This window comes from Caulobacter segnis, from assembly GCF_029543125.1.
In the GTDB taxonomy this organism is placed as follows: Bacteria; Pseudomonadota; Alphaproteobacteria; order Caulobacterales; family Caulobacteraceae; genus Caulobacter; species Caulobacter segnis_D.
Genome location: NZ_JARQWW010000003.1, coordinates 49,979 through 72,593 on the forward strand (window position 1 = coordinate 49,979; position 22,615 = coordinate 72,593).

Here is a 22,615-nt window from a genome sequence, read left to right on the forward strand (position 1 = left end):
CGTCATTGGTATAGCTTCGCCCCTTCCTTCTGTTGGGGTTGAGTCCATGATCCGCAAACTGCTCCTCGCCGCCGCCTCCACGGCGCCTCTCTCCACTGGCGCTTACGCGCAGGACATCGCCACGGCCGAGGCCCTGCGCGACAAGGCGCTGAAGAGCGACCTGGCGTGGGAGATCACCGAGGAGCTGACCGACATGGGCCCGCGTCTGGTGGGCTCGCCCGCCATGGAGCGCGCCAAGGACTGGGGCGTGGCCAAGCTGAAGGCCATGGGCTTCACCAACGTGGTCGCCGAGGAGTTCGCCAAGCCGTCCTGGACGCGCGGCGAAGAGTGGGCCGAGATCACCGCGCCTTATCCGCAGAAGCTGTCGATCATCGGCCTGGGCCGCACCATCTCGACCCCCGCCGCCGGGATCGAGGCCGAGGTGGTGCTCTTCAAGACCTATAACGAGCTGCTGGCCGCGCCGGCCGGTTCGCTGAAGGGCAAGATCGCCTTTGTGAACGAGCCGATGACCCGCGCTCAGGACGGCGCCGGCTATGGCCCTGCCGGCGCCCCGCGCCGCGGCGGCCCGGCCGAGGCGGCCAAGCGCGGCGCCCTGGCGCTGCTGATCCGCTCGGTCTCCACCTCCACCTCGACCGTGCCGCACACGGGCACGACCGCTCACGGCACGGACGCCCCGAACGTGCCCGCCGCCGCCCTGGGCGTGCCAGAGGCCGACCTGCTGGAGCGCCTGGCCCTGAAGGGGCCGGTGCAGGTGAAGCTGAAGCTCGCCAACAGCACCGACGCCAAGGACGTGGCCTGGAACATCGCCGGCGAGATCCGCGGTTCGGAGAAGCCGGACGAGATCATCGTCATCGGCGGCCACATCGACAGCTGGGACGTGGGCACCGGCGCTCTGGATGACGCCACGGGCGTCGCCATCACCACGGCGGCGGCGAAGCTGATCGCCGATCTGCCCAAGCGTCCCAAGCGCACCATCCGCGTCGTCATGTGGGGCTCGGAGGAAAGCGGCGGTTCTTCCGACGCCTATCTGGCCGCGCACCAGAACGAGCTGTCGAAGATCGTCCTGGCGGGTGAAAGCGACACCGGCGCTGACCGCATCTACGCGCTGGCCCTGCCGAAGGGCTCGGCCGAGCACCCGGTGATGAAGCAAGCCTCGCGGATCATGACGTCGCTGAAGATCTACACCGATCGCGCGCCGTCGGCCGGCGGCGGCGCCGACATTTCGGGGATCGAGCGGGCGGGCGTGCCGGTGATCAACCTGCACCAGGACGCCAGCCGCTATTTCGACTTCCACCACACGGCGGACGACACCCTGGACAAGGTCGATCCCGCGCAGCTGGCGCAGAACGTCGCCGCCTGGACGAGCTTCATCTATCTGGTGGCGGACAGCGACATCGACTTCCGCGCCCTGGGCGCGGCGGCCAAGTAAGCGTCTAGATCCGGACGTTGACGAGAGAACCGGGGGCGGTCTGGGCGGGAGCCTGGGCCGCCTTCGGCGTTTGAGCGCCGGCCAGCGCGCCGCCGAAAGTGACGGCGGGGGAGGCGGATCCGCCATTCAGCGACTGCATGACCGAGACGGTCGCGGACTCGGGACGGGGCGCGCGCACGGCCTCGATGGGCCGGATTTCCCGGAACCCGCCGTAGTGCTGGATACCGCCAACGATGCGATTCACCGCGTCCATGCGGCCACAAATAAGCCGGACGGGCTTAACAGGTGGTTGAGAGTCGTCCAGAACCGCCGGGCAACTTCAAAGGCTTGTCCATGACTCTCCCCCTGACCGGAAAACACGTCGCCGTCCTGCTGGGCGGTCCTTCGTCTGAGCGGGAGGTGAGCCTGGTCTCGGGGCGTGAGTGCGCCGACGCGCTGGAGCGTCTTGGCGCCAAGGTCAGCCGCGTCGACGCCGGCCGCGATCTGGCGGCGGTGCTGGAGCGCCTGAGGCCGGACGTGATCTTCAACGCTCTGCACGGCGCTTGGGGCGAGGACGGCTGCGTCCAGGGCATCCTGGAGACCTATGGCGCGCCGTACACCCATTCGGGGGTGCTGCCGTCGGCCCTGGCCATGGACAAGGCCAAGGCGAAGGCGGTTCTGGCGGCGGCTGGCGTGGTCGTGCCGGGCGGCGGCCTGTTCAACCGTCACGACGTGGCGCGCGACCACGTGATGGCGCCGCCGTATGTGGTGAAGCCCAACGCCGAGGGCTCCTCCGTCGGCGTCTATCTGGTGTTCGAGGGCGCCAACAGCCCGCCGCAGCAACTGGCCGATCCCGCCTGGACCTATGGCGAGGAGGTGATGGTCGAGCCTTACATCGCCGGCAAGGAGCTGGCGGTGGCGGTCATGGGCCATGCCGATGGGCCGAAGGCGCTGGCGGTGACGGACATCGTCTCCAGCACCGGTTTCTACGATTACGACGCCAAGTATTCCGAGGGCGGATCGATCCACGTCCTGCCGGCGCCGATTTCCGAGAGCGCCCGTGATCGGGCCATGCGCATGGCGGAGCTGGCGCACGTTGCTCTTGGTTGCCGAGGCGTTACCCGAAGCGACTTTCGTTATGACGACATTAACGATCTTCTGGTCCTTTTGGAGGTCAACACCCAGCCCGGCATGACTCCCACCTCGCTCGCTCCAGAGCAGGCGGCACATGAGGGAATCGGGTTCGACCAGTTAGTGCTTTGGATCACGGAGGACGCGTATGCCCGCGGCGCAGCGGGGGGCTCGGCAAAGTAATGACGCCAAGCCTCGGGTCAAAAAGCCCGCTAGTCCGGTAAACACGCGCGCGGCGAAGAAGCCTGCGCCGGGGGCGGCTCCCGCACGCCCGTCTCTTTCTCCCCTGGTTCTGCTGGCCGCCGGCGGCGCCGTGCTGGTCCTGGGCGTCGTGGTCATGCTGGCCACCGGCGACCGAGCGCATCGCATCGCCGAGGGCGTCTCCACCGGAGTCGACAATCGTTTCGCCGCCATGGGCTTCCGGCTGAAGGCCGTCCATGTGCAGGGCGCGTCGGCCATGGCCTCGCCGGATATCCTGCGGGCGTCCGGCCTATATCGGGATCAGCCGCTGCTGGGCCTGGACCTGGAGCAGGTCCGTCAGCGCGTGCAGTCGGTGGGCTGGGTCAAGGAAGTGAAGGTCGTGCGCCTTCTGCCGGACACCCTGGTTCTCGCCGTCAAGGAACGCCGCCCCACCGCGGTCTGGCAGCACGCCGGCCGCACCGTCGTCATCGACGGCGAGGGCGGGGTCATCACCGAAGCCGATCCTGGCCGCTTCCCGCAGCTTCCGCTGATCGTGGGCGCCGGCGCGGACATCGCGGCCCCGGCCATCCTGCCGGCGGTGGCGCAGCGTGAGCGGCTCACCGACCGCCTGGAGGCCATGGTCCGCGTGGACCAGCGCCGTTGGGACCTTCGCCTGAAGGACGGCTCGCTCGTCCAGTTGCCGGCGATCGACGAGGAGTCGGCCCTGATCCAGCTCGATCAGCTGGATCAGCGTCAGAGAATTTTGGACTTGGGGTTCGCGCGCATCGATCTGCGTGACCCCGAAATGATTGCGGTGCGTCCGAAGGATGCTCCGGCTGTCGGCCAGATGGTGGCCGGTGGCGCGTAGAAGGCAGAAAGCTGGGTTGGGGAACTCGATGTCGAGGATTGAAGAAAGGCGAGAGGCCCGGGACGGCCTGAAGGCGGCGCTCCAGCGTCAGCCGGTGATCGCCACGGTTGATCTTGGCGCGTCCAAGGTCAGCTGCTTCATCATGAAGGGTGACGGGATCAAGCGCGAGGAACGCGCCTTGACCACGGCCGGCGTCGGCTATGTGCAGTCGCGCGGCGTGCGCGGCGGCGCGATCGTCAACCTCGACGAGGCCGCCCAGGCCATCGCCCAGGCCGTTGAGCGCGCGGAGACCGTGGCCGGCGTGTCCGTCCAGGGCGTCACCGTGTCGACAGCCGGCGGCCAGCTGGCCAGCCATCGTGTCCGCGCCCAGGTCTCGCTCGGCGCCCGTCCCATCGGCGACGCCGACCTGTCGCGCGCCATTGGCTTGGCGCTGTCCCAGGTCAAGCTGCCGGGCCGCAAGCCGATCCACATGCTGCCCATGGCCTGGTCCGTCGACGGCCAGAAGGGCGTGAAGGACCCGCGCGCCATGTTCGGCCGCTCGCTGGGCCTGGAGCTGCTGGTCGTCTCGATCAACGAGAACGTCTTCCACACCCTCAGCCACTGCATCGAGCGGGCCCACCTGTCGTTCGAAGGCGTGGTGGCGGCGCCCTTCGCCTCGGCCCTGGCGGCCCTGGAGGAGGACGAAATGGATCTGGGCGCCGTGTGCATCGACATGGGCGGCGGATCCACCTCGGTGGCGGTGTTCAACGACGGCGCCCTGGTCCATGTGGACAGCCTGCCGGTGGGCGGCGGCCACGTGACCCAGGACATCGCCCGCGGCCTGTCGACCTCGCTGGTCGGCGCCGAGCGCATCAAGAACCTGCATGGTTCGGCCATCGCCTCCTCGAACGAGGACCGCGAGATGATCGAAGCCCCGCCGCGCGGCGACGATCCGGGCGCGGGTCCGGTGGTGGCCCCTCGCTCCATGCTGAAGGGCATCATCGCCCCGCGCGTGGAAGAGACGCTTGAACTGCTGCGTGAACGCCTGAAGGCCTCCGGCGCGCCGGTCGAGCCGGGCGCGGGCATCGTTCTGACGGGCGGCGCCAGCCAGCTGGCTGGCGTGCGTGAAGTGGCCGTGCGGGTGTTCGACCGCCCGGTCCGCCTGGGCCGCCCGCGTCGTCTGCCGCATCTGGCGGACGCCGCTTCGGGCCCGGCCTTCTGCGCCTCGGCCGGCGTTCTTCAGCGCGCCGCCTTTGGTCCGCGTGAAGTGGTCTCGGCCAAGCAGCTGATGGGACAGAAGGTGCGCCGCGAACCGGTGGACCCGTCGGCGGGCGCCCTGGCGCGCGCGGCGGCCTGGCTGCGGGACAACCTCTAGGGAATCGGCGAGGGGATTCGGCCGTCCGAGAATGGGCGGCGAATCCGACTCGTGGTTAATTCGCCGCACCCTGGTTAACGTCTGAAACTGTCCACAGAGAACCCCGGTCCGACTCGGGATTTCCTTGAGGCAACAGGGAAAATTCGATTTTCCGCCTCTTTGACGCCTTCCGACTCAGCGTATGCAGTTAACTGCCAATTAACGATGGTGGTTCAACTGTTAACCGAACCGTCATCGACGGGGCTGGCGAGCGGGGTCGCCTTAACCCTCGATGACTTCGGCGAAGGACTTGGGGTCCAAAAAAGATGGCTATTTCTCTCTCGGCGCCGCGCACGACTGAATTGAAGCCGCGGATCGTCGTCTTCGGGGTCGGCGGTGCGGGGGGCAACGCCGTCAACAACATGATCGAGGCGGGTCTCGAAGGCGTGGAGTTCGTGGTCGGCAACACCGACGCGCAGCAACTCCAGTTCGCCAAGACCGACCGCCGCATCCAGCTCGGCGTTCAGGTGACGCAAGGCCTCGGCGCCGGCGCCCATCCTGAAGTCGGCATGAGCGCCGCTGAAGAGAGCTTCCCGGAGATCGGCGAGCACCTCGACGGCGCCCACATGGTCTTCATCACCGCCGGCATGGGCGGCGGAACCGGCACCGGCGCCGCGCCGATCATCGCCAAGGCGGCCCGCGAGCGCGGCATCCTGACCGTCGGCGTCGTGACCAAGCCCTTCCACTTCGAAGGCCGTCACCGCATGCGTCTGGCTGACGCCGGCATCGCCGAGCTGCAGCGCTACGTCGACACCCTGATCGTCATTCCGAACCAGAACCTGTTCCGTCTCGCCAACGAGCGGACGACCTTCGCCGAAGCCTTCGGCATGGCTGACCAGGTCCTGCACTCGGGCGTGCGCTCCATCACCGACCTGATGGTGCTGCCGGGCCTGATCAACCTCGACTTCGCCGACGTCCGCACGGTCATGACCGAGATGGGCAAGGCGATGATGGGCACCGGCGAGGCGACCGGCGAAGACCGCGCCCTGATGGCCGCTCAGAACGCCATCCAGAACCCGCTGCTCGACGAAGTGTCCCTGAAGGGCGCCAAGGCTGTCCTGGTCAACGTGACCGGCGGCTTGGACATGACGCTGCTGGAAGTGGACGAGGCGGCCAACGCCATCTCCGACCAGGTCGATCCGGAAGCCAACATCATCTTCGGCGCGGCCTTCGATCCGTCGCTGGACGGCGTGATCCGCGTGTCGGTGGTCGCCACCGGCATGGACGGCGCCGCGATGATCGCGTCGGAGCCTCGCACCACGCGGACCTCCAACATCGGCGCCGCACCGCTGATCGTGGAGAAGGCCGCCCCGGCGGCTCCAGCTGCTGCTCCGGTCGCCGCCGCGCCTGAGCCGGTCGTTGCGCCCGAGCCCGCCTATGTGGAGCCGGTCGCTGAGATCGAACCCGAGATCGCTCAGGCCGACCTCTACGCCGCGGAGCCTGCCGCCGAATACGCGCCGGAACCCGTCGCGCCGCAGCCGGTGACCCGCATCGTCGATCCGCTGGTGGACGATGTCGCTCAGGACGAGCCGATGTTCGTGGACAACCGCTACGCTGACGAGCCTCGTCAGCAGAAGAGCGGCTTCTTCAGCCTGTTCGGTGGACGTCAGCGCTATGACGCCGCTCCGGCGCCCGCACCGCAGGCCCGTGCTGTCGCAGGCGGCGGCTCGGCCCGCCCCATGGCTCAGCCCATCGAGCAGGAGCTGAACGAGGAAGGCGAGGATCTCGAAATCCCGTCGTTCCTGCGTCGTCTCGCGAACTAAAAAATACGGCCAAAATCTGGCCTTGAGCACGCCCCGCCTTGTGCGGGGCGTGTTTTATTTTCGCCATATTTTTCAACGCGCTGCGCGAGAAACAATCCGAAACAGGACTTGTTTTGCGGTGCAGCAACGCGCCTCGTAAATCAAAGCTGGGGCGTGAAACCGTCTGCGTCTTTGACGGTTATGTTTGTTTCGAAGGATCGCTCGTGTCTGCAACAACGCACTTTCAGCACACCGTGGCCGGGCCGGCGATCTTCGCCGGCGTGGGTCTGCACACCGGTGCGCGCGTTCGCGTGGCCATCCGTCCCGCCGCCATCGAGACCGGCGTCGTCTTCGTCCGCACCGACGTCGCTGACCGCGACAACGTCGTGCCGGCGACCGCCCAGTCCGTCGGCAAGACTCAACTCGGCACGGTGATCAACAACGCCGCGGGCGTCTCGGTCTCGACCATCGAGCACCTGATGGCCGCCCTGGCCGCCCTGAACATCGACAACGCCATCGTCGAGCTCGACGGTCCGGAAGTGCCGATCATGGACGGCTCGTCCGAGCCCTTCGTCCAGATGCTGGACCGCGCCGGCCGCCGTCGCCAGGAAGCGCCGCGTCGCTACATCGAAATTCTGCGCCCGATCGAGGTGGTGGACGGCGACAAGCGCGCCACCCTGACGCCCGCCGACGGCTTCGAGGTCGCTTTCGAGATCGCCTTCGGCAGCAAGGCCATCGGCCGCCAGCGCGTCGATCTGGTCATGGACGAGCAGGCCTTCCGCGAAGAGCTTTCGGACTGCCGCACCTTCGGCTTCGTGCATGAGGTCGAGGCCCTGCGCGCCATTGGCCTGGCCCGCGGCGGCTCTATGGAGAACGCCGTGGTCATCGACGGCGACCGGGTGCTGAATCCCGAAGGTTTGCGCCGTCCGGACGAGTTCGTGCGGCACAAGGCGCTGGACGCCATCGGCGACCTCTATGTGCTCGGTTCGCCCATCCTGGGCCGCTTCGAGGGCGTGCTGGCCGGTCACGGCCTGAACAACGCCCTGGCCCGCGCCGTGGTGGCTAATCCGTCGGCTTGGCGCATCCGCACCTACGCCGCCGATCTCGCCGAAGCGGTCTGAATCTTCTCTGCGTTTGCGCCCGCTCATCGGTGGTGTAGAAGCGCTGACGGCGCGGGGGCGCGCGTTTGTTCTGCCAGGTGAGGATTCGTGCTTCGTAACCCTGTGAGCCGTACGGTCGTTGTCAGCGCCGCGCTTGTCGCAGCCCTCGCTGTGTCGGGCTGCGCCGGCAACAAGAAGAAGCCGACGATTCAGTATGAGGAACGCCCCGTCGAACTCCTCTACGCCACGGGCGCGGACCGTCTGGACCGCCGTGAGTGGGACGACGCCGTAAACTACTTCCGGGAAGTGGAGCGTCAGCATCCGTATTCGGAATGGTCGCGCCGGGCGATTCTGATGACCGCCTACGCCCACTACCAAGGCAACGATTATGCCGAGGCCATCGGCGACGCCGAGCGATTCATCTCGCTGTATCCGGGCAATCCGTCGACGGTCTACGCCTACTACCTGAAGGCCATCTGCTACTTCGAGCAGATCGTCGACGTCGAACGCGACCAAGCCTACACCGAGCAGGCGCTCGCCGCCCTGCGCGAGGTCGTCCAGCGCTATCCGAACACCGAATACGCCCTGGATTCGCGCCTGAAGATCGACATGGTCAACGACCAGCTGGCGGGCAAGGAGATGACCATCGGTCGTCACTACTTGCGCAACGGCAACGCTCTGGCCGCCATCGGCCGGTTCCGCACCGTCGTCGACCGCTATCAGACCACCACCCACACGCCGGAAGCTCTGTACCGTCTGGTGGAGAGCTATCTGACCGTCGGCCTGATCGACGAGGCGACCAAGAACGGCGCCGTGCTCGGCTACAACTATGGCGGCGACATCTGGTACCGCGACGCATACCGCCTGCTGAACGACCGCGGCCTGCGCCCGGCGGTCGAGCCGCGCACGCCCGGCGCCAAGCGCAGCTATCTGGAGCGTTTGACCGGCACCGGCAAGAACCGGGCCCTGCCGCCGCCGGTGGAGCAAGCCCCCAACGCGGCTGGCGAACGCAAGGCTCCGACGGCCGAAGCGACCGCGACGCCGGCCGTGAAGGCGCAGCCGAAGCCCAAGAAGAGCTTCCTGAAGCGACTCTGGCCTCTTTGATCTGAGAAGATTCGCGGCGATCTTGGGCCCATGCTCATCGGCCTCGGCATCCGTGACGTCGTCCTGATCGAAAGCCTGGACCTGTCCATCGGCGAAGGCCTCACCGTGCTTACGGGTGAGACCGGGGCCGGCAAGTCGATCATTCTGGACTCCCTGGGTCTGGCGACGGGCATGCGCGCCGATGCGGGCCTGGTCCGCCGAGGCGCGTCCCAGGCTTCGGCAACGGCGCTGTTCGCCCTGACCCCCGACCATCCCGTCTGGGCCTATCTCGACGAGAAGGGCCTGGACTACGATCGCAGCGAGGATCTGGTCCTGCGTCGGCAGTTGGGCGCGGACGGCCGTTCGCGGGCCTTCGTCAACGATCAGGCGACCAGTGTCGGGGTCCTGAAGGACCTGGGCGGCATGCTGCTGGAGGTCCATGGCCAGCACGAGACCGTCGGCCTGCTGGATTCCAAGACCCACCGTCCGCTTCTGGACGCCTATGGCGCGGTGAGCGCATCGGCCGTCGCCTCGGCGTGGAGCGCCTGGCGCGCCGCCCGCGAGGTGCTGGAGGGCCTGCGCACCCAGGCCGCCAATGCCGAAGCCGAAATCGAGGAGTTGAGCCTGCGGCTCGCCGAGCTTGACCGCCTCGATCCCCGCGAAGGGGAGGAGACGGAGCTGGCGGAAGAGCGGGCCCTGCTGGGTTCGGCGGAGAAGGCCCTGGCCGACATCGCCTCCGCCCAGGAGCAGCTTTCCGGCGATGGCCTGTCCAACCGCCTGGCCCAGGCCTTCCGCGCCCTGGAGCGCGCCCGTGACCGGGCTCTGCAGGCCGGGGCCACGCCGGACGGCCAGGCAGTGTCGCGCCTGATCGCCGCCTGCGAGTCCGTGGACCGGGCTTTGGTGGAGGCGCAGGAAGCCTCCGCCGCCGTGGACGCCGCCGCTGACGCCTTTGAATTTGAGCCCGACCGCCTGGAGAGGGCGGAGGAGCGGCTGTTCGCCCTGCGCGGCATGGCCCGCAAGCTGAACGTCTCCGTCGAGGAGTTGCCGCTGGTTCGCGCCGAGTACGCCCAGCGCCTTCAATCGGTGGAGAGTGTGGGCGAAAGCCTGGTCACCGCCGAGCGTGAGGCCGCTGAGGCGCGCGAGGCCTATCTGTTCGCCGCCGAGACCCTGACCGCCGAACGCAGGGCCGCCGGCGACCGTCTGGCCGCCGCCGTCGAGGCGGAGCTGGTCCCCCTGAAGCTGGAGAAGGCCCGCTTCCGCGTGGCGGTCGAGCCGATGGGCGAGGACAAGGCCGGACCGTCCGGCATGGACCGCATCACCTTCCAGGTCGCCACCAACCCGGGCAGTCCGTTCGGTGAGATTGGGGCCATCGCTTCGGGCGGCGAGCTGGCGCGTTTCGCCCTGTCGTTGAAGGCGGCCCTGGCTGGCCGCGCCGAGGGCGCGCAGCCGCTGATGATCTTCGACGAGGTGGATCAGGGCGTCGGCGGGGCCGTGGCCGACGCCGTGGGCCTGCGCCTGCGCCGTCTGGCCGGTGACGCGCAGGTGATGGTGGTCACTCACAGCCCGCAGGTGGCGGCGCGCGGCCACGCCCACTGGCGCATCGCCAAGGCGGGCGACGGCGAGGCGCTGCGCACCAAGGTCGAGGTCCTGTCTCCCGCCGCGCGGGAGGAGGAGACCGCCCGCATGCTGGCGGGCGCCGAGATCACCGAGGCGGCCCGCGCCGCCGCCCGGGCGCTTATCGGCGGCTAGCGGGCGGCACGCTGTCGGCCATCGGGTCGAGGCGGACCGACGTGGCGATCCCGCCTGCCGCGATCAGCAGCACCGCGCAGATCGCCAGACCCCAGGCCGGTTTGACCGCGCCCTGAAGCAGCGGCCAGATCAGCAGGGCGCACAGCAGCAGCAGCAGGATCATCGCGGCGGCGAAGTCCGTCCCCACACCCAGGAAGGCCAGGTGCCCGATGGTGAGAAGGTAGGCGCAGCCCACCGCCGCGCCGACGGCGAGAACCGCCAAGCCCACGCTCCAGCGCTGACCCAGCAGAGTCACGCCCGCCGCCATGACTCCGGCCAGCAACAGCGGCCAGGCAAAGAGCGCGCCGCCGGTGGGATAGCTCGCCTGAATGGCGACGCCGAGCAACATCACCACGACGGCCATGCCGAACCAGCCGCCCCAGGTCCCGGGCTTCAAGACCGCGACGGCCGGCGGCAGGAGCATGGCGAAGGCCGCCATGACCAGCAGCACGATTGGCGGCGCGCCCAGGGCGAAGCCGGCGAGGGCGAAAACTAGTGCGGGCAGCATGTGCAGCCACTTCTTGCCGGCGGGCTGGACAGCGAAGGCCAGCAGAACGGCGAAGGCCACGAGGCCGGCCTGGATCTCCAGGCGCGGAATGGCGGCGAGGCGGTCGTAGTAGTCCGGCTTGCCAGGGGCGAGCGACAGCTGGTTGAAGACGGTCAGCAGTAGGGCCGCGTTGGCGGTCAGGGCGAAGGTCAGGACGGCGCCGCCGGCGACGCTGGTCCACGGCAGCACGCCGGCGCGGCGCACCTGCCAGCCGGCATAGATCAGCAGGCCCGCCGCGACCGCCAGCACCAGCCACCCGATCACCGGCGAATAGGCGATGGTCACCAGGCCGAACAGGTCGCTGAAGACCTTGTCCTCGGTCTTGGGCGGCAGGGCGGGAGCGGTGGCCAGGGCGTGGGTGAGCTCGAGGGTTTGATCGCCCATGTGCTGCAGCGAGCCCTGGTCCAGATTGGCCGGCGTCGCCAGGGGCGAGTGGTAGAGATAGGCATCACCGACGAAGGCGATGTTGAAGCCCGGCACGCCGCGCGTCTTGGCGTTGGTGTAGTCGGTGCTGTTGGGCATCAGGTCGTAAATCAGCACGGACAAGGAGTTGGTCGTCGGCTGGCTGACGGCGCGGGCGTACAGGTCCATCATCGCGCCGTTGCCGGCGCCGGTCTCGAACATATTGGCGCGGCCGCCGCCGCCGCGGGTCTCCAGATTGACCACCACGCCGACGCGCTTGGCCATGGCATGGTCGCGGAAGAAGGCCTCTGCGCCCACCAGCCCGATCTCTTCGGCGTCCGACAGCAGCACCATCACGTCGCGGGCCAGCGGCCCCTCGGTCTTCAGGGCGCGCACGGTCTCGAGGATCGCGGCCACCCCGGCGGTGTCGTCGGCGGCGCCTGGCGACCCCGGAACGGTGTCGTGGTGCGCCATGAGCAGGACGGCCGGCTGGGTGCGGTCGCGGCCGGGCAATACGCCGATCAGATTGACCCCTTCATCGGGGATCGGGTCCTTGCTCCACTTGGCCAAGGCTTCGCGGGTCTTCTCGGGTACGGTGAAGGTCTGAACCCGGACCTCCAGGCCCAGGCTGGTCATGCGCTCGGCCAGATAGGCCCGTACGCGGGTGTTCTCCAGCGAACCGGTGGGGTGGGGCGCGCGGGCGACCTCCGCCACGTCGCGCATGGCGCGGGCGGCGGAGAAGCTGTTGGCCGGTGCGTCGGCGGGCTTGGGGGCGGGCGGCTGCACGGCGAGGAACGCGATCAGCAGCGCTCCGGCGATGGCGACGAGCGCCGCGATGATCCTGCCCATGAATCTACCCCTTTGTTGCGCCCATCCAAGCAGGAAGGACGGCTGGCGGAAAGCGGCTTTGGCTGCCAGAAATGCCCATGTGAAGCCGATTGAGTCCCTGACCGAAACCGAAGCCGCCGACGAGCTGACCGCGCTCGCCGACACTCTCGCCGCGCACGACATCGCCTACTATCAGGACGAGGCGCCGACCATCCCCGACGCCGAGTATGACCTGCTTCGGCGGCGGAACACCGAGCTTGAGCAGGCCTTTCCACATCTGGTTCGGGACAATTCGCCGTCCATGCGGGTCGGGGCGGCGCGTTCGGCGGCCTTCAGCCCGGTGGAGCATGGCGTGCCCATGCTGTCGCTGGACAACGCCTTCTCTGATGAAGAGGTGGCGGACTTCGTCGCCCGCATCCGGCGTTTCCTGAAATTGCCTTACGACGAGCCGGTGGAGTTCGCCGCCGAGCCGAAGATCGACGGGCTGTCCGCCTCCCTGCGCTACGAGAACGGCGTGCTGGTGCGCGGCGCCACGCGCGGCGACGGCCGGACGGGCGAGGACGTCACCGCCAATCTGAAGCAGATCGCCGACATTCCGCATCGCCTGACCGGCGACGTGCCGGCGGTGATCGAGGTGCGAGGCGAGGTCTATGCGCCCCTGGCCGGCTTCGAAGCCTTCAACAAGGCGGCGGAGGAGACGGGAACCCGCACCTACGCCAACCCGCGCAACTTCGCCTCGGGCTCCCTGCGCCAGATCGACTCCAGCATCACGGCCAAGCGGCCGTTGCGCTTTTTCGCCTATGCCTGGGGTGAGGTCAGCGAGCCGTTCTCGGACACCCAGCACGGGGCGCTGGAGAAGCTGAAAGCCTGGGGTTTCGTAGTCAACGACCGCTCGGTGCGGGTGAAGGACGCCGAGGGCCTGCTGGCGGTCTATCGCGAGATCGGCGAGGCGCGGTCGCTGCTCGACTACGACATCGACGGGGTCGTCTACAAGGTCGACCGGCTGGACTGGCAGCAGCGTCTGGGCTTCGTCGCCCGCTCCCCACGCTGGGCCATCGCCCACAAGTTCCCGGCCCAGCAGGCGACGACCGTGCTGGAAGGCATCGACATCCAGGTCGGCCGCACCGGTTCGCTGACGCCCGTGGCGCGTCTGCATCCGGTGACGGTAGGCGGCGTGGTCGTGCGCAACGCCACCCTGCACAATGAGGACGAGATCGAACGCCTCGGCGTACGGATCGGCGACACGGTGCGGCTGCAACGCGCCGGCGACGTGATCCCGCAGATCCTGGGCTTCGTGCCGGAACTGCGCCCGGCTGACACGCAGCCTTACGTCTTTCCGGATCAGTGCCCCGTCTGCGGCTCCGAAGCCATGCGGGAAGGCGACGAGGTCAAGCGGCGCTGCACCGGCGGTCTGATCTGCGACGCCCAGATCGTCGAGCGGCTGAAGCACTTCGTCAGCCGCCGCGCCTTCGACATCGAGGGCCTGGGCGAGAAGCAGCTGATCGCCTTCCACACGCGGGGTTGGATCAAGGAGCCCGCCGACATCTTCCGCCTCGCGCGGGACGAGGCGAAGCTGACCGAGCTGCAGGGCGAGGACGGCTACGGCGAAACCAGCATCCGCAATCTGGTCGCCGGCATCGACGCGCGCCGCCGCATCGCCCTGGACCGGTTCCTGTTCGGCCTAGGCATTCGCGACATCGGCGAGCAAACCTCCATCGTCCTGGCGCGCGCCTTTGAAAGCTGGACGGCGCTGAAGGCAGCCTGCCTGGAAGCCGCGCGGGGCCTGCCCAGTGACGCCTGGCGGGAGCTGGCCGCGACCCCCGGCGTTTCCGCCCGCGTCCTCATCCAGATGGCCGAGGCGGTCCTGGCCGAAACCGATCCCTGGCCGGAGGCGACGCTGGACATGAAGATCAGCCAGGCGTTCCCGGGCCTGGCGACGCCGGCGCGCCGTGCGCTGGCTGGTCTGGCGGATGACTGGGCCGGACTGCGTCGCTTGGCGGAGGTCGCGCGCCAAGGACCGTCCGAGATGCTGAACCAGATCGCCGGCGTCAGCGGCGTCGGCCCTGTGGCGGCCGAAGCCCTGGCCCACTTTTTCCACGAGCCTCACAACCTGACGGTCGTGGAGGCGCTGGAGAGCGAGCTCACCGAGATAATCGACGCCGAGCGGCCCAAGGCCGACACGGCGGTGGCTGGCAAGACCGTGGTCTTCACCGGCGCGCTGGAGAAGATGACCCGCGACGAGGCCAAGGCGAAGGCCGAGAGCCTGGGGGCCAAGGTGTCGGGCTCGGTCTCCAAGAAGACCGACCTGGTGGTGGCGGGACCCGGCGCCGGCTCCAAGCTGAAGGACGCCGAGAAGCACGGAGTGCAGGTGCTGACCGAGGACGAGTGGCTGGCGATGATCGGCGCTTAAGATCCTCCCCCTCCGGGGGAGGTGGCCCGGAGGGGGCTTGCTGAGCAGGAGCCCGGTCCTACCCCCTCCACCGCTTCGCGGTTCCCCTCCCCCGGAGGGGGAGGATCTAAATCGTCAGTAGTAATCCTTCAGGATCAGGTTGACCGTCTCGCCCGAGCTGAGGGTGAGCTTCAGCGGCATGCCGGCGGGCGCGGTGCGCAGCTTGCTCAGCCCCGCCACGCCCAGTTCGGCGGCGGGCTTGCCCTCGACGGCGGTGATCACCTGACCCGCCTTCAGGCCTGCTGTCTCGGCGGGAGACCCCGGCGAGACCATGGCCAGGACGAAGCCGCCGTCCTTCAACTGCGGGACCAGACCCGAGCGGTCCTTGGTGAAGGGCAGGGCGACAGCCTCCGCGCGCGGCTTCAGCAGGAGGCGGTTGCGCGGATAGTCGGTGGTCAGGTCGAAACGGTTCAGGATCGGCATGCCGATATTGCCCTGGGTGTGGGTGGCGTCGAGAGCGCTGCCGTCCTCATCGCCGAACACGGCGGGGATGTCCCTGAAGGTCACGCCCGCCAGGGTGAGGGTCTTCACCGTCGCCACGCTGCGGGTCTTCAGCCCGCCGATCGCGCCGGACAGGCTCTTTGACGTGGGGCGATCCGCCAGCATGCCGCGCGGCTTCCAGTAGCCGGGGAAGACCAGCAGCGGGCCGCCGTTGCCCAGGTCGAAATCAAACAGGACCGGTTCGCCGCCTTCAAGCGAGGCCGGAATGGCGTGGATGCCGCCGGTGCTGGTGACGGGCACCGGCACGGCGCCGGGCTTGGGCGTGAACTTCGCCGGATCCTGGAAGGCGATGGTCTTGCTGGCGAAATCCAGATCGACGACCAGTTCGTTGAACACCTCCTTGCCCAGGATCACGGGCAGGGGGCGGCCGATCATGTCGGCGATGGGCTTGAGGTCCATGAGCGCGACCGTGATGTCGCGCAGCGTCATGTCGCCGATGCGGATGGTCACGCCGCTGGCCAGTTCGGCCACGTCGCGGCCGCCGGTGCCGGCGGCAGGGACGATGGCGCTGGCCTTGAGGCCGATGCTCTCGGCGAAGGCCTTGTCGAGCACGGTGGCTTCGGCCCCGCTGTCGAGCAGTACATGGGTCTGCGCGCCGTTGATCGTCGCCGGAATGTAGATGCGCGAGCCAAGATAGAACTCGAAGCCCATGGGCGCGGTGGCCGTCTTTCCGTCCGCGAAGGCGAAGATCTGTTTCGGGGTCGGGCGGGCGAAGGCCTTGGCGTCGGCCTTCGGGTTCAGATCGGCGGATGTCAGGGTGATGGTCGTCTTGAAAGGGTCATCGGCGATCTGCTGCACCTCCTTGAAGGCGATGCGCACGCCCTCGACCGTCCGCCAGTCGTCATAGCGGGTGAGGGTGCTCTGGCCGCTCTCCACCAGGCGGTCGGCGATCAGCGCGCCGGTGGCGGGATCAATCAGCAGGTCGTAGCGGTCGCGTTCATCGAAGCTGGCCCGAAGCACCTGCACGGTCTTGCCGTCGAAGGTCTCATCCGGCTGCAGGCTGAGCTTGTCGCCGCGCAGGGCGTCGTCAAACAGGGCCAGACGGCGGTTGGCGGCTTGCTGAGCGGCGCCCTTGCTGGCGGTCTCCACCTGTCCGCTGAGACTGACGGTCCAGCCGCTGTCGCCGATGAAGGCGCGATGGGTGGTCGCCGAGCCGAGGTTGAACTTCTCCAGCGTGCGGCCGGGCTCGATACGGCGTTCAAGAGCGCCTTTGAACCGGCCGTTGTCGGTGACGCCCTTCACCAGCAGGCCATCGGCCTTCTCGAAGGCCGAGCCGCCCCGCCAGGCGACATATCGGGCGACGGCGTCGGATCTGGCGTCCGCTTGGGCGACCGCAGGCAAGCCGAGAGCGCAGACCGCCGCGGCGGCCATCAGAATCGATTTCATCGGGGTCAGTCTCCGGAAGGGGGGCCGAGAAGCTCGTCCAGGCCCGGCGGGCGGGACGCGAACAGCGCAGGTTTGAATTTCAGGGGGCGGCCGCTGGTCTGGGCGCCCAGCACCAACTCGGCGGCCAGGCCGCTGTGCTGGACGCAGGCGAGGTAGGGGCTGTCGCTCCACACCCCATGCAGGCAACGCTCGGCGTCGCGGGACAGCAGGGCGACCATGTGCTCGCGGGCGTCGGGGATGATGGTCACCTGCAAGCCGGGCCATGCGTCGATCTGGGCCGGTGATCCGGGAGCGAGAACCACATCCAGTTCGGTGTGGGCGGGGGCATAGATCTGTCCCGCCACGCTCACCCCGCGCGCGACGGCCCGAAGCAGGTCGTCCTCCAGCGCCGCGAAGGGCTCAGGAAAGAGGTCAAACAGCAGGACGCTTTGAGCGCTGGCGATCATGGCGCGGGCCCGGGCCAGCACCTGCTGCGGGGTCTTCAGCGCATAGAGCCGCGCTTCGGCCTGCGGCGCCTGCAGGGTCTTCAGGGCGGCCAGGGCGGTTTCGCTGCGCTGCTGGAAGCCAGACTGGAGCGCGGCGATCAGTTCGTCCGCCGGAACCGCCCGCCAGGTCTTGCCGTCGGTGTCGTCGACCAGGACCGCGCCCTTCTGCGATAGGCTTTCCAGCGCCTGATAGGTGTTGGCCGCCGCCTTGCTGACCGCCTTGGACAGGCGATAGCCGGTGGCGGGGCCGATCCGCGTGAGTTCGCAGAACAGCTTGGCCTCGGTGTCCGTGAAGCCGAGCTCCAGCAAGGCGCCTTCGGGATTAGTAGTTGTCATGACTACTAACATATCGAGGCGCCGCCGCTTGTCCAATTAAACATCGGTAAGGTGCGCCTTCCTCTCGCCGCTCTGGCGCGTTACGGCTTGCACAGGAGGAAGTTCATGACCCTGAAGACCATCGCTCTGGCCACCGCCTTCGCAGGCCTCGCCGCGGCCCCGGCTTTCGCCGACGTCACCGGCGTGTGGCGCACCCCGACCGCCAACGGCAAGGTCGAGATCAGCAAGTGCGGCGCGGAGCTGTGCGGCCGCCTGATCGGCTCCGACAACATCGACAAGAACCCGGCCCTGAAGGACGGGCGCAACAAGGACGAATCCCAGCGCGGCCGGCCTCTGAAGGGCCTGCAGATGCTCTACGGGTTCAAGGGCGGCCCGGAGAAGTGGACCGGCGGCAAGGTCTACAACCCCGAAGACGGCGGCACTTATGGCGGCACGATCGAGCAGACGGGGCCGGACAGCCTGAAGCTGAAGGGCTGCATCGTCGCGCCGCTGTGCAAGACGCAGACCTGGACGCGCTGGAAGTAATTTACCCGCTCGCCCCGGCCTTCGCCGGGGTGAGCGGATTTTTTAAAGAGCCGCGCAGGCTTCTTCCAGCCAGGCCTTCACGTCGCCGTCGACGCGGGGGCCGATCTCCTTCCACACACGGGCGTGGTAGGCGTCGATCTGGGCGATCTCCTGGGCGGTCAGCAGGCTCTTGTCGAGCAGGCGGCGGTCATAAGGCGCCAGGGTCAGGGCGTGGAAGCCGTGCATCGGCCGGTCGCCGTCGCCCGCCGCCGTGGCCGGCAGGACGACCTCCAGGTTCTCGATGCGGATGCCGTACTCGCCGTCCTTGTAGTAGCCGGGCTCGTTGGAGACGATCATCCCCGGCTGCAGGGCGATGGTGTTCGGTGCCTTTGAGATGCGCTGCGGGCCCTCGTGGACGCCGAGATAGACGCCGACGCCGTGGCCGGTGCCGTGGTCGTAGTCCAGCCCCTCGGCCCACAGGTGGGCGCGGGCGAAGGCGTCGATGGCCGAGCCGGTGGTGCCGGTCGGGAAGCGCAGGCGGGCGATGGCCAGATGGCCCTTCATCACCAGGGTATTGCGGCGGACCATCTCCGCGCTCGGCTCGCCGATGGCGACCGTGCGGGTGACGTCGGTGGTGCCGTCCATGTACTGGGCGCCGCTGTCGACCAGCAGCAGGGAGCCCTGCTTGGCGCGTTCGTTGGTGCGCTCTGACGGGCGGTAGTGCGGCAGGGCGCCATGGCCGTTGGCCGCGCCGATGGTGTCGAAGCTGAGATCCTTCAGCATGCCAGTGGCCTCGCGCAGGCCTTCCAGCTTGGTGACCGTCTCCTTCTCGTCCGGCGGCGAGACCTGGGCGTCGGTGGCGAGCCAGTGCAGGAATTGGGCGAGCACGGCGCCGTCGCGGCGATGCGCCTCGCTGGTCCCGGCGATCTCCACCGCGTTCTTGCAGGCGCGGGGCAGGGCGCAGGGGTCCATTCCGCGAACAACCGTCGCGCCGGCCTGGGTCAGTGTGTCGAAGTACCAGGCCGACGATTGGGCCGGGTCGACCAGAACCTTCATGCCCTTCAATTCGGCCAAAGCGCCGGGCAAGGCGTCCGGCGTCTCCAGGCTGACCTGGTTGCCCAGCCAGGCGGGCAGCTCTTCGGTCACCTTCACCGGATCGAGGAACAGGCGGGCCGTGCCGTCTGCGCGGACGATGGCCTGGGCCAGCGGCAGGGGCGAGCGGATCACGTCGCCGCCGCGAATGTTGAACAGCCAGGCGATGGAGGACGGGGCGGTGATCACCGCCGCGTCCGCGCCCAGGCCGGCTCCCACGCGGGCGCGCTTGTCGGCGGAATCCTCGCCCGAGAATTCCAGCGGTTGCGGCACGACCGGCGCGGTCGGCTGCGGCGGGCGCGACTGGCCCCAGGCTTCGTCCAGCGGGTTGGCGGCGACCGGCTTCAGGCTGGCGCCGGCCTTTTCGGCGGCGGCGCGCAGGGACGCCAGGGCGTCCGGGCTATGGAGACGCGGGTCATAGCCGATGACGGCGCCCTTGGGAGCCGCGGCGAGATAGGCGGGCACGCCGCCTTCCACCAGATCGCGGATCTCGAACACGCCCTGATCCACCTGTTCGCGGACCTGCAAGGTATAGCGGCCGTCCACGAAGACGGCGGCCTTGTCCTTCATGATCACGCCGGCGCCGGCCGAGCCGGTGAAGCCGCTGGCCCAGGCCAGGCGGTCGTTGGCGGCGGGCAGGTATTCATTCTGGTGCTCGTCCTCGTGCGGCACGAGAAAGCCGTCCAGGCCCTGGGCCGCCATGGCTTGGCGGATCAGCGGAACGTGCTTGGGGCCGAAGGAGGGATCGGTGGATTCGTCGAAGGTCTGGCGCATGGCGATGATTTAGGCCTCTCCAGCGCTGGACGCCAGCAGGGCCTTAGGGGCGTTTCGGCGGGCCGATGGCTTCAGGCACGGTGGCCGAGACGTCGCTGGCGGCGTCTTCGACGCTGAGCGCGCTGTGATCCGCCGTCGCCTGGGCATCACGGGCGGCTGCCTCGGCCTTGCTCGTGGTGACCTCGGTCGCCGTTTCGGCCGCCATGGCGGCGGCGGTCGCATCCGCCTCGACGCCCCTGGCCATGCCCTCGGCCAGGCCCTGCTCGCGGCTCTCCTCCATGGCGGCGGTTATCCGGCTGTCGTCGGGCTGGGGCGCGCGGGCGGTGGCGATGAAGGCGACGGCGACAATGGCGACCACGGCGACCATGCCGGCGATCGCCCAGCCGAAGGTGGCCCCGCGATCACGGGGCGGCGGGGTGGTCGGCTGTGGTTTGCGGACTTTAGGCTCGGCCATGGGAGCGCTCCTTGGCGATCCCCTGAAAACGAACGTGGCCTGTGCGGTGAAGTTCCCGCCGTCAGGCGCGTTGCATCACTAGGGTGGCCCAGGCGTCGCGGTGGATGCGGCGCCGAACTTTGAAGCCGCGCGACAGGTAGGCGGCCTTCACGAACCGCTCCTGGGTGCGCAGCAGGCCCGACAGGATCACCGTGCCGCCCGGCTTCAGCGCGCCCTTGATGTCTTGGGCGAGCGAGACGAGGGGGCGGGCCAGGATGTTGGCGAACACCAGATCGTAGGGCGCGGAATCACGGACTAGGCGATGGCCCAGGCCGCTGGCGTGGACGAAGCGGGCGTTGGCGCGGTTCAGCTTGGCGTTCTCCTTGGATATCCGCACGCTGGGTTTGTCGATGTCGGTGCCGACGGCGACGCGCGAGCCGGTGCGGGCCGCGGCGATGGCCAGCAGGCCGGTGCCGGCGCCCACGTCCAGGACCTTCTCGAAGCCCTTGGCCTTGATCAGGGCGTCATACGCCTGAAGGCAGCCGACGGTGGTGCCGTGGTGACCGGTGCCGAATGCCGCGCCGGCCTCGATCCGCAGATTGACGTTGTTCGGCGAGGTGCGGCCGAGGTCATGCTGGCCGTAGACGAAGAAACGCCCGGCGCGCACGGGCGGCAGGCCGGACAGGGCCATGGCCAGCCAGTCGGCGTTGGCCAGGACCTCGACCGTGATCTTCAGCGTGGGGAACTCAGCGAGCTGGGCCTTCAGCGCCTCGACTTCGTCGTCGGAGGTCGGGAAGGCGTCGATGCGCCAGATGCCGCGGTCCTCATCCTCTTCCAGGATCGAATAGGTCGCGCCTTCGAGGGCGATGTTGGCGTCGATGGCGTCGGCGGCCGCCTCGGCGTCGGCGCGAGGGCCCCGGGCGATGATCTGGAAGGCTTGCTGGCTCATGCCGCCCGCATAGTCGAGACGACGGCGAAAAGCGAGACTCAGGCGGGGTCGATGATCGGAAACACCGCGATGACCTCGGCCGATTTCGGCGCGTCGACGATGCCGCCGCCCTGGCTGGGATAGCGGGGCTCGGCCATCTCCGGCGCGGAGGCGGGCTCCACCGGCTCGGCTGGCTGGTCGCTGACCGCGACCTCATAGGGCTCGATGTCGCCCATATAGACCTCCACCGGCACGGGCTCCGAGGCGCGCAGGTAGTCAGTGCCGATCACCCACGGGCCGCTGGAGGCATAGTCCGGCCCGGCGTTCGCCTGGTCGATGATGACGGCGGAGGCCATGCCCGGAGGCGCGGACGTGATGTCGTCGGTGAATGCCTGCAACGCCGGCTTCAGCGCCGCGCCCATGGCGACACCGCTGAACGCGGCCAGTGCGATTCCGTAAAACAGCGCCTTCATCACCCGCTCCTTGCGCCAATGGAGCGCTTGAGCGGGCGAAAGGTTCAGGCCGGCCTAGATCGGATTTTCGGCCAGGCGCTTGTCGAGGTAGCTGCTGACCGACTTTTCAACGTCGGGCAGGTTCTCGGCCCAGAAGTGGCTGGCGCCGTCGACGACCTCGTGATCGATCACGATGCCCTTCTGGGTGCGCAGCTTGGAGACCACGCGCTCGACCTCCACCGGGGGCACCACGGTGTCCGAACCGCCGTGCAGGATCAGGCCGGAGGCCGGGCAGGGGGCCAGGAAGCTGAAGTCGTACATGTTGGTGGGCGGCGAGACGCTGATGAAGCCGTCCGTCTCCGGGCGGCGCATCAGAAGCTGCATGCCGATGTAGGCGCCGAAGCTGTAGCCGGCGACCCAGGTCTGCGAAGCGGCGGGGTTGTTGGCCTGCAGCCAATCCAGCGCCGTAGCCGCGTCGGCCAGTTCGCCGATGCCGCTGTCGAATTCGCCCTGGCTGCGGCCGACGCCGCGGAAGTTGAAGCGCAGGGTCGAAAAGCCGCGCTTCATGAACAAGTGATATAGCTGGACCGCCACCGGGTTGTTCATGTGACCGCCGGCCTTGGGGTGCGGCGACAGGATCAGGGCGATCGGCGCGTTCTCGGCCTTGCCGGGCGAATACTGCCCTTCGATCCGCCCCGCGGCGCCGGTCAGAGTCACTCCAGGCATGGTCGCCCCTCGCTGCTTCAGCGCGCGTAATACTTGACCGCTGCGCTTGGTCTTCCTACATCGCGCATATCGGCGCCGC

General features: G+C 68.6%; 19 protein-coding genes. 10 read left to right on the plus strand and 9 right to left on the minus strand.

The window, feature by feature from the left end; translation table 11 throughout:
• Positions 1 to 46: 46 nt before the first annotated feature.
• Positions 47 to 1,429: a M20/M25/M40 family metallo-hydrolase gene (locus tag P7B02_RS09350; RefSeq protein WP_277786079.1), complete on the plus strand. Its 1,383-nt coding sequence runs from the start codon at positions 47 to 49 to the stop codon at positions 1,427 to 1,429.
• Between the two features lie 4 nt (positions 1,430 to 1,433).
• Here P7B02_RS09350 and P7B02_RS09355 read toward each other — a convergent pair whose 3' ends face one another.
• Positions 1,434 to 1,673 (minus strand): hypothetical protein, encoded by a 240-nt coding sequence (locus P7B02_RS09355; RefSeq protein WP_277786080.1) that lies wholly within the window; start codon positions 1,671 to 1,673, stop codon positions 1,434 to 1,436.
• A gap of 89 nt (positions 1,674 to 1,762) precedes the next feature.
• Between P7B02_RS09355 and P7B02_RS09360 the strand changes: the two genes are divergently transcribed.
• The 7 genes from P7B02_RS09360 to recN all read left to right on the plus strand — a co-directional run bounded on the left by P7B02_RS09360 (position 1,763) and on the right by recN (position 10,654).
• Positions 1,763 to 2,722 (plus strand): D-alanine--D-alanine ligase, encoded by a 960-nt coding sequence (locus tag P7B02_RS09360; RefSeq protein ID WP_277786081.1) that lies wholly within the window; start codon positions 1,763 to 1,765, stop codon positions 2,720 to 2,722.
• Positions 2,688 to 3,587, plus strand: a complete 900-nt coding sequence (locus P7B02_RS09365; protein WP_277786082.1) for a cell division protein FtsQ/DivIB — start codon at positions 2,688 to 2,690, stop codon at positions 3,585 to 3,587. The genes P7B02_RS09360 and P7B02_RS09365 overlap by 35 nt, the downstream gene beginning before the upstream one ends.
• Positions 3,588 to 3,615: 28 nt before the next feature.
• Entirely contained in the window at positions 3,616 to 4,941 is a 1,326-nt protein-coding gene (ftsA, locus tag P7B02_RS09370; protein ID WP_277786083.1) for a cell division protein FtsA, read from the plus strand.
• Positions 4,942 to 5,246: 305 nt separating this feature from the next.
• A complete protein-coding gene (gene ftsZ, locus P7B02_RS09375) occupies positions 5,247 to 6,743 on the plus strand; it encodes a cell division protein FtsZ (protein WP_277786084.1) in 1,497 nt (498 codons plus the stop codon).
• 203 nt (positions 6,744 to 6,946) lie between these two features.
• A complete protein-coding gene (gene lpxC, locus P7B02_RS09380) occupies positions 6,947 to 7,843 on the plus strand; it encodes a UDP-3-O-acyl-N-acetylglucosamine deacetylase (protein ID WP_277786085.1) in 897 nt (298 codons plus the stop codon).
• 87 nt (positions 7,844 to 7,930) lie between these two features.
• On the plus strand, positions 7,931 to 8,926 hold the full coding sequence (locus P7B02_RS09385) for an outer membrane protein assembly factor BamD (protein WP_347276644.1): 996 nt from the start codon (positions 7,931 to 7,933) through the stop codon (positions 8,924 to 8,926).
• 30 nt (positions 8,927 to 8,956) lie between these two features.
• Positions 8,957 to 10,654 carry a DNA repair protein RecN gene (gene recN, locus P7B02_RS09390; protein ID WP_277786086.1) on the plus strand — a complete coding sequence of 566 codons (1,698 nt, stop codon included), beginning with the start codon at positions 8,957 to 8,959 and terminating at the stop codon, positions 10,652 to 10,654.
• On the opposite strand, the gene P7B02_RS09395 is transcribed toward recN, so the two are convergent.
• Positions 10,641 to 12,491, minus strand: a complete 1,851-nt coding sequence (locus tag P7B02_RS09395; RefSeq protein ID WP_277786087.1) for a M20/M25/M40 family metallo-hydrolase — start codon at positions 12,489 to 12,491, stop codon at positions 10,641 to 10,643. The genes recN and P7B02_RS09395 overlap by 14 nt on opposite strands.
• Before the next feature lie 79 nt (positions 12,492 to 12,570).
• On the opposite strand from P7B02_RS09395, the gene ligA reads away from it, so the two are divergent.
• The gene (gene ligA, locus P7B02_RS09400) at positions 12,571 to 14,880 is read left to right on the plus strand and encodes an NAD-dependent DNA ligase LigA (RefSeq protein ID WP_277786088.1); all 2,310 of its coding nucleotides are present in this window, start codon (positions 12,571 to 12,573) and stop codon (positions 14,878 to 14,880) included.
• A 114-nt stretch (positions 14,881 to 14,994) separates the two neighbouring features.
• Here the strand turns inward: ligA and P7B02_RS09405 are convergent, their stop codons facing one another.
• Both P7B02_RS09405 and P7B02_RS09410 read right to left on the minus strand, forming a co-directional pair.
• Positions 14,995 to 16,806 (minus strand): aspartyl protease family protein, encoded by a 1,812-nt coding sequence (locus P7B02_RS09405; protein WP_277786089.1) that lies wholly within the window; start codon positions 16,804 to 16,806, stop codon positions 14,995 to 14,997.
• A 5-nt stretch (positions 16,807 to 16,811) separates the two neighbouring features.
• Positions 16,812 to 17,627, minus strand: coding sequence for a TrmB family transcriptional regulator (locus P7B02_RS09410; RefSeq protein ID WP_277786090.1), 816 nt, complete (start codon positions 17,625 to 17,627; stop codon positions 16,812 to 16,814).
• Positions 17,628 to 17,732: 105 nt separating this feature from the next.
• Here P7B02_RS09410 and P7B02_RS09415 point away from each other — a divergent pair, with 105 nt between their 5' ends.
• A complete protein-coding gene (locus P7B02_RS09415) occupies positions 17,733 to 18,152 on the plus strand; it encodes a DUF2147 domain-containing protein (RefSeq protein WP_277786091.1) in 420 nt (139 codons plus the stop codon).
• A gap of 42 nt (positions 18,153 to 18,194) precedes the next feature.
• On the opposite strand, the gene P7B02_RS09420 is transcribed toward P7B02_RS09415, so the two are convergent.
• From P7B02_RS09420 to P7B02_RS09440, 5 genes are all read right to left on the minus strand, one after another.
• Positions 18,195 to 19,997: an aminopeptidase P family protein gene (locus P7B02_RS09420; RefSeq protein WP_277786092.1), complete on the minus strand. Its 1,803-nt coding sequence runs from the start codon at positions 19,995 to 19,997 to the stop codon at positions 18,195 to 18,197.
• A 43-nt stretch (positions 19,998 to 20,040) separates the two neighbouring features.
• Entirely contained in the window at positions 20,041 to 20,451 is a 411-nt protein-coding gene (locus P7B02_RS09425; protein WP_277786093.1) for a hypothetical protein, read from the minus strand.
• Positions 20,452 to 20,512: 61 nt separating this feature from the next.
• A complete protein-coding gene (locus P7B02_RS09430) occupies positions 20,513 to 21,379 on the minus strand; it encodes a 50S ribosomal protein L11 methyltransferase (protein WP_277786094.1) in 867 nt (288 codons plus the stop codon).
• Between the two features lie 38 nt (positions 21,380 to 21,417).
• Positions 21,418 to 21,831, minus strand: a complete 414-nt coding sequence (locus tag P7B02_RS09435) for a hypothetical protein (protein WP_277786095.1) — start codon at positions 21,829 to 21,831, stop codon at positions 21,418 to 21,420.
• 54 nt (positions 21,832 to 21,885) lie between these two features.
• Positions 21,886 to 22,536, minus strand: a complete 651-nt coding sequence (locus tag P7B02_RS09440) for an alpha/beta hydrolase (RefSeq protein WP_277786096.1) — start codon at positions 22,534 to 22,536, stop codon at positions 21,886 to 21,888.
• Between the last annotated feature and the right edge of the window lie 79 nt (positions 22,537 to 22,615).

Bases quoted from the DNA above. Each gene is read 5' to 3' on its own strand.
- P7B02_RS09395 (WP_277786087.1), bottom strand. From the start codon at position 12,491: ATGGGCAGGATCATCGCGGCGCTCGTCGCCATCGCCGGAGCGCTGCTG.
- P7B02_RS09415 (WP_277786091.1), top strand. From the start codon at position 17,733: ATGACCCTGAAGACCATCGCTCTGGCCACCGCCTTCGCAGGCCTCGCC.
- P7B02_RS09425 (WP_277786093.1), bottom strand. From the start codon at position 20,451: ATGGCCGAGCCTAAAGTCCGCAAACCACAGCCGACCACCCCGCCGCCC.
- ftsA (WP_277786083.1), top strand. From the start codon at position 3,616: ATGTCGAGGATTGAAGAAAGGCGAGAGGCCCGGGACGGCCTGAAGGCG.
- P7B02_RS09350 (WP_277786079.1), top strand. From the start codon at position 47: ATGATCCGCAAACTGCTCCTCGCCGCCGCCTCCACGGCGCCTCTCTCC.
- P7B02_RS09365 (WP_277786082.1), top strand. From the start codon at position 2,688: ATGCCCGCGGCGCAGCGGGGGGCTCGGCAAAGTAATGACGCCAAGCCT.
- P7B02_RS09420 (WP_277786092.1), bottom strand. From the start codon at position 19,997: ATGCGCCAGACCTTCGACGAATCCACCGATCCCTCCTTCGGCCCCAAG.
- P7B02_RS09360 (WP_277786081.1), top strand. From the start codon at position 1,763: ATGACTCTCCCCCTGACCGGAAAACACGTCGCCGTCCTGCTGGGCGGT.
- P7B02_RS09440 (WP_277786096.1), bottom strand. From the start codon at position 22,536: ATGCCTGGAGTGACTCTGACCGGCGCCGCGGGGCGGATCGAAGGGCAG.
- P7B02_RS09410 (WP_277786090.1), bottom strand. From the start codon at position 17,627: ATGACAACTACTAATCCCGAAGGCGCCTTGCTGGAGCTCGGCTTCACG.
- P7B02_RS09430 (WP_277786094.1), bottom strand. From the start codon at position 21,379: ATGAGCCAGCAAGCCTTCCAGATCATCGCCCGGGGCCCTCGCGCCGAC.
- recN (WP_277786086.1), top strand. From the start codon at position 8,957: ATGCTCATCGGCCTCGGCATCCGTGACGTCGTCCTGATCGAAAGCCTG.
- P7B02_RS09405 (WP_277786089.1), bottom strand. From the start codon at position 16,806: ATGAAATCGATTCTGATGGCCGCCGCGGCGGTCTGCGCTCTCGGCTTG.
- P7B02_RS09435 (WP_277786095.1), bottom strand. From the start codon at position 21,831: ATGAAGGCGCTGTTTTACGGAATCGCACTGGCCGCGTTCAGCGGTGTC.
- ftsZ (WP_277786084.1), top strand. From the start codon at position 5,247: ATGGCTATTTCTCTCTCGGCGCCGCGCACGACTGAATTGAAGCCGCGG.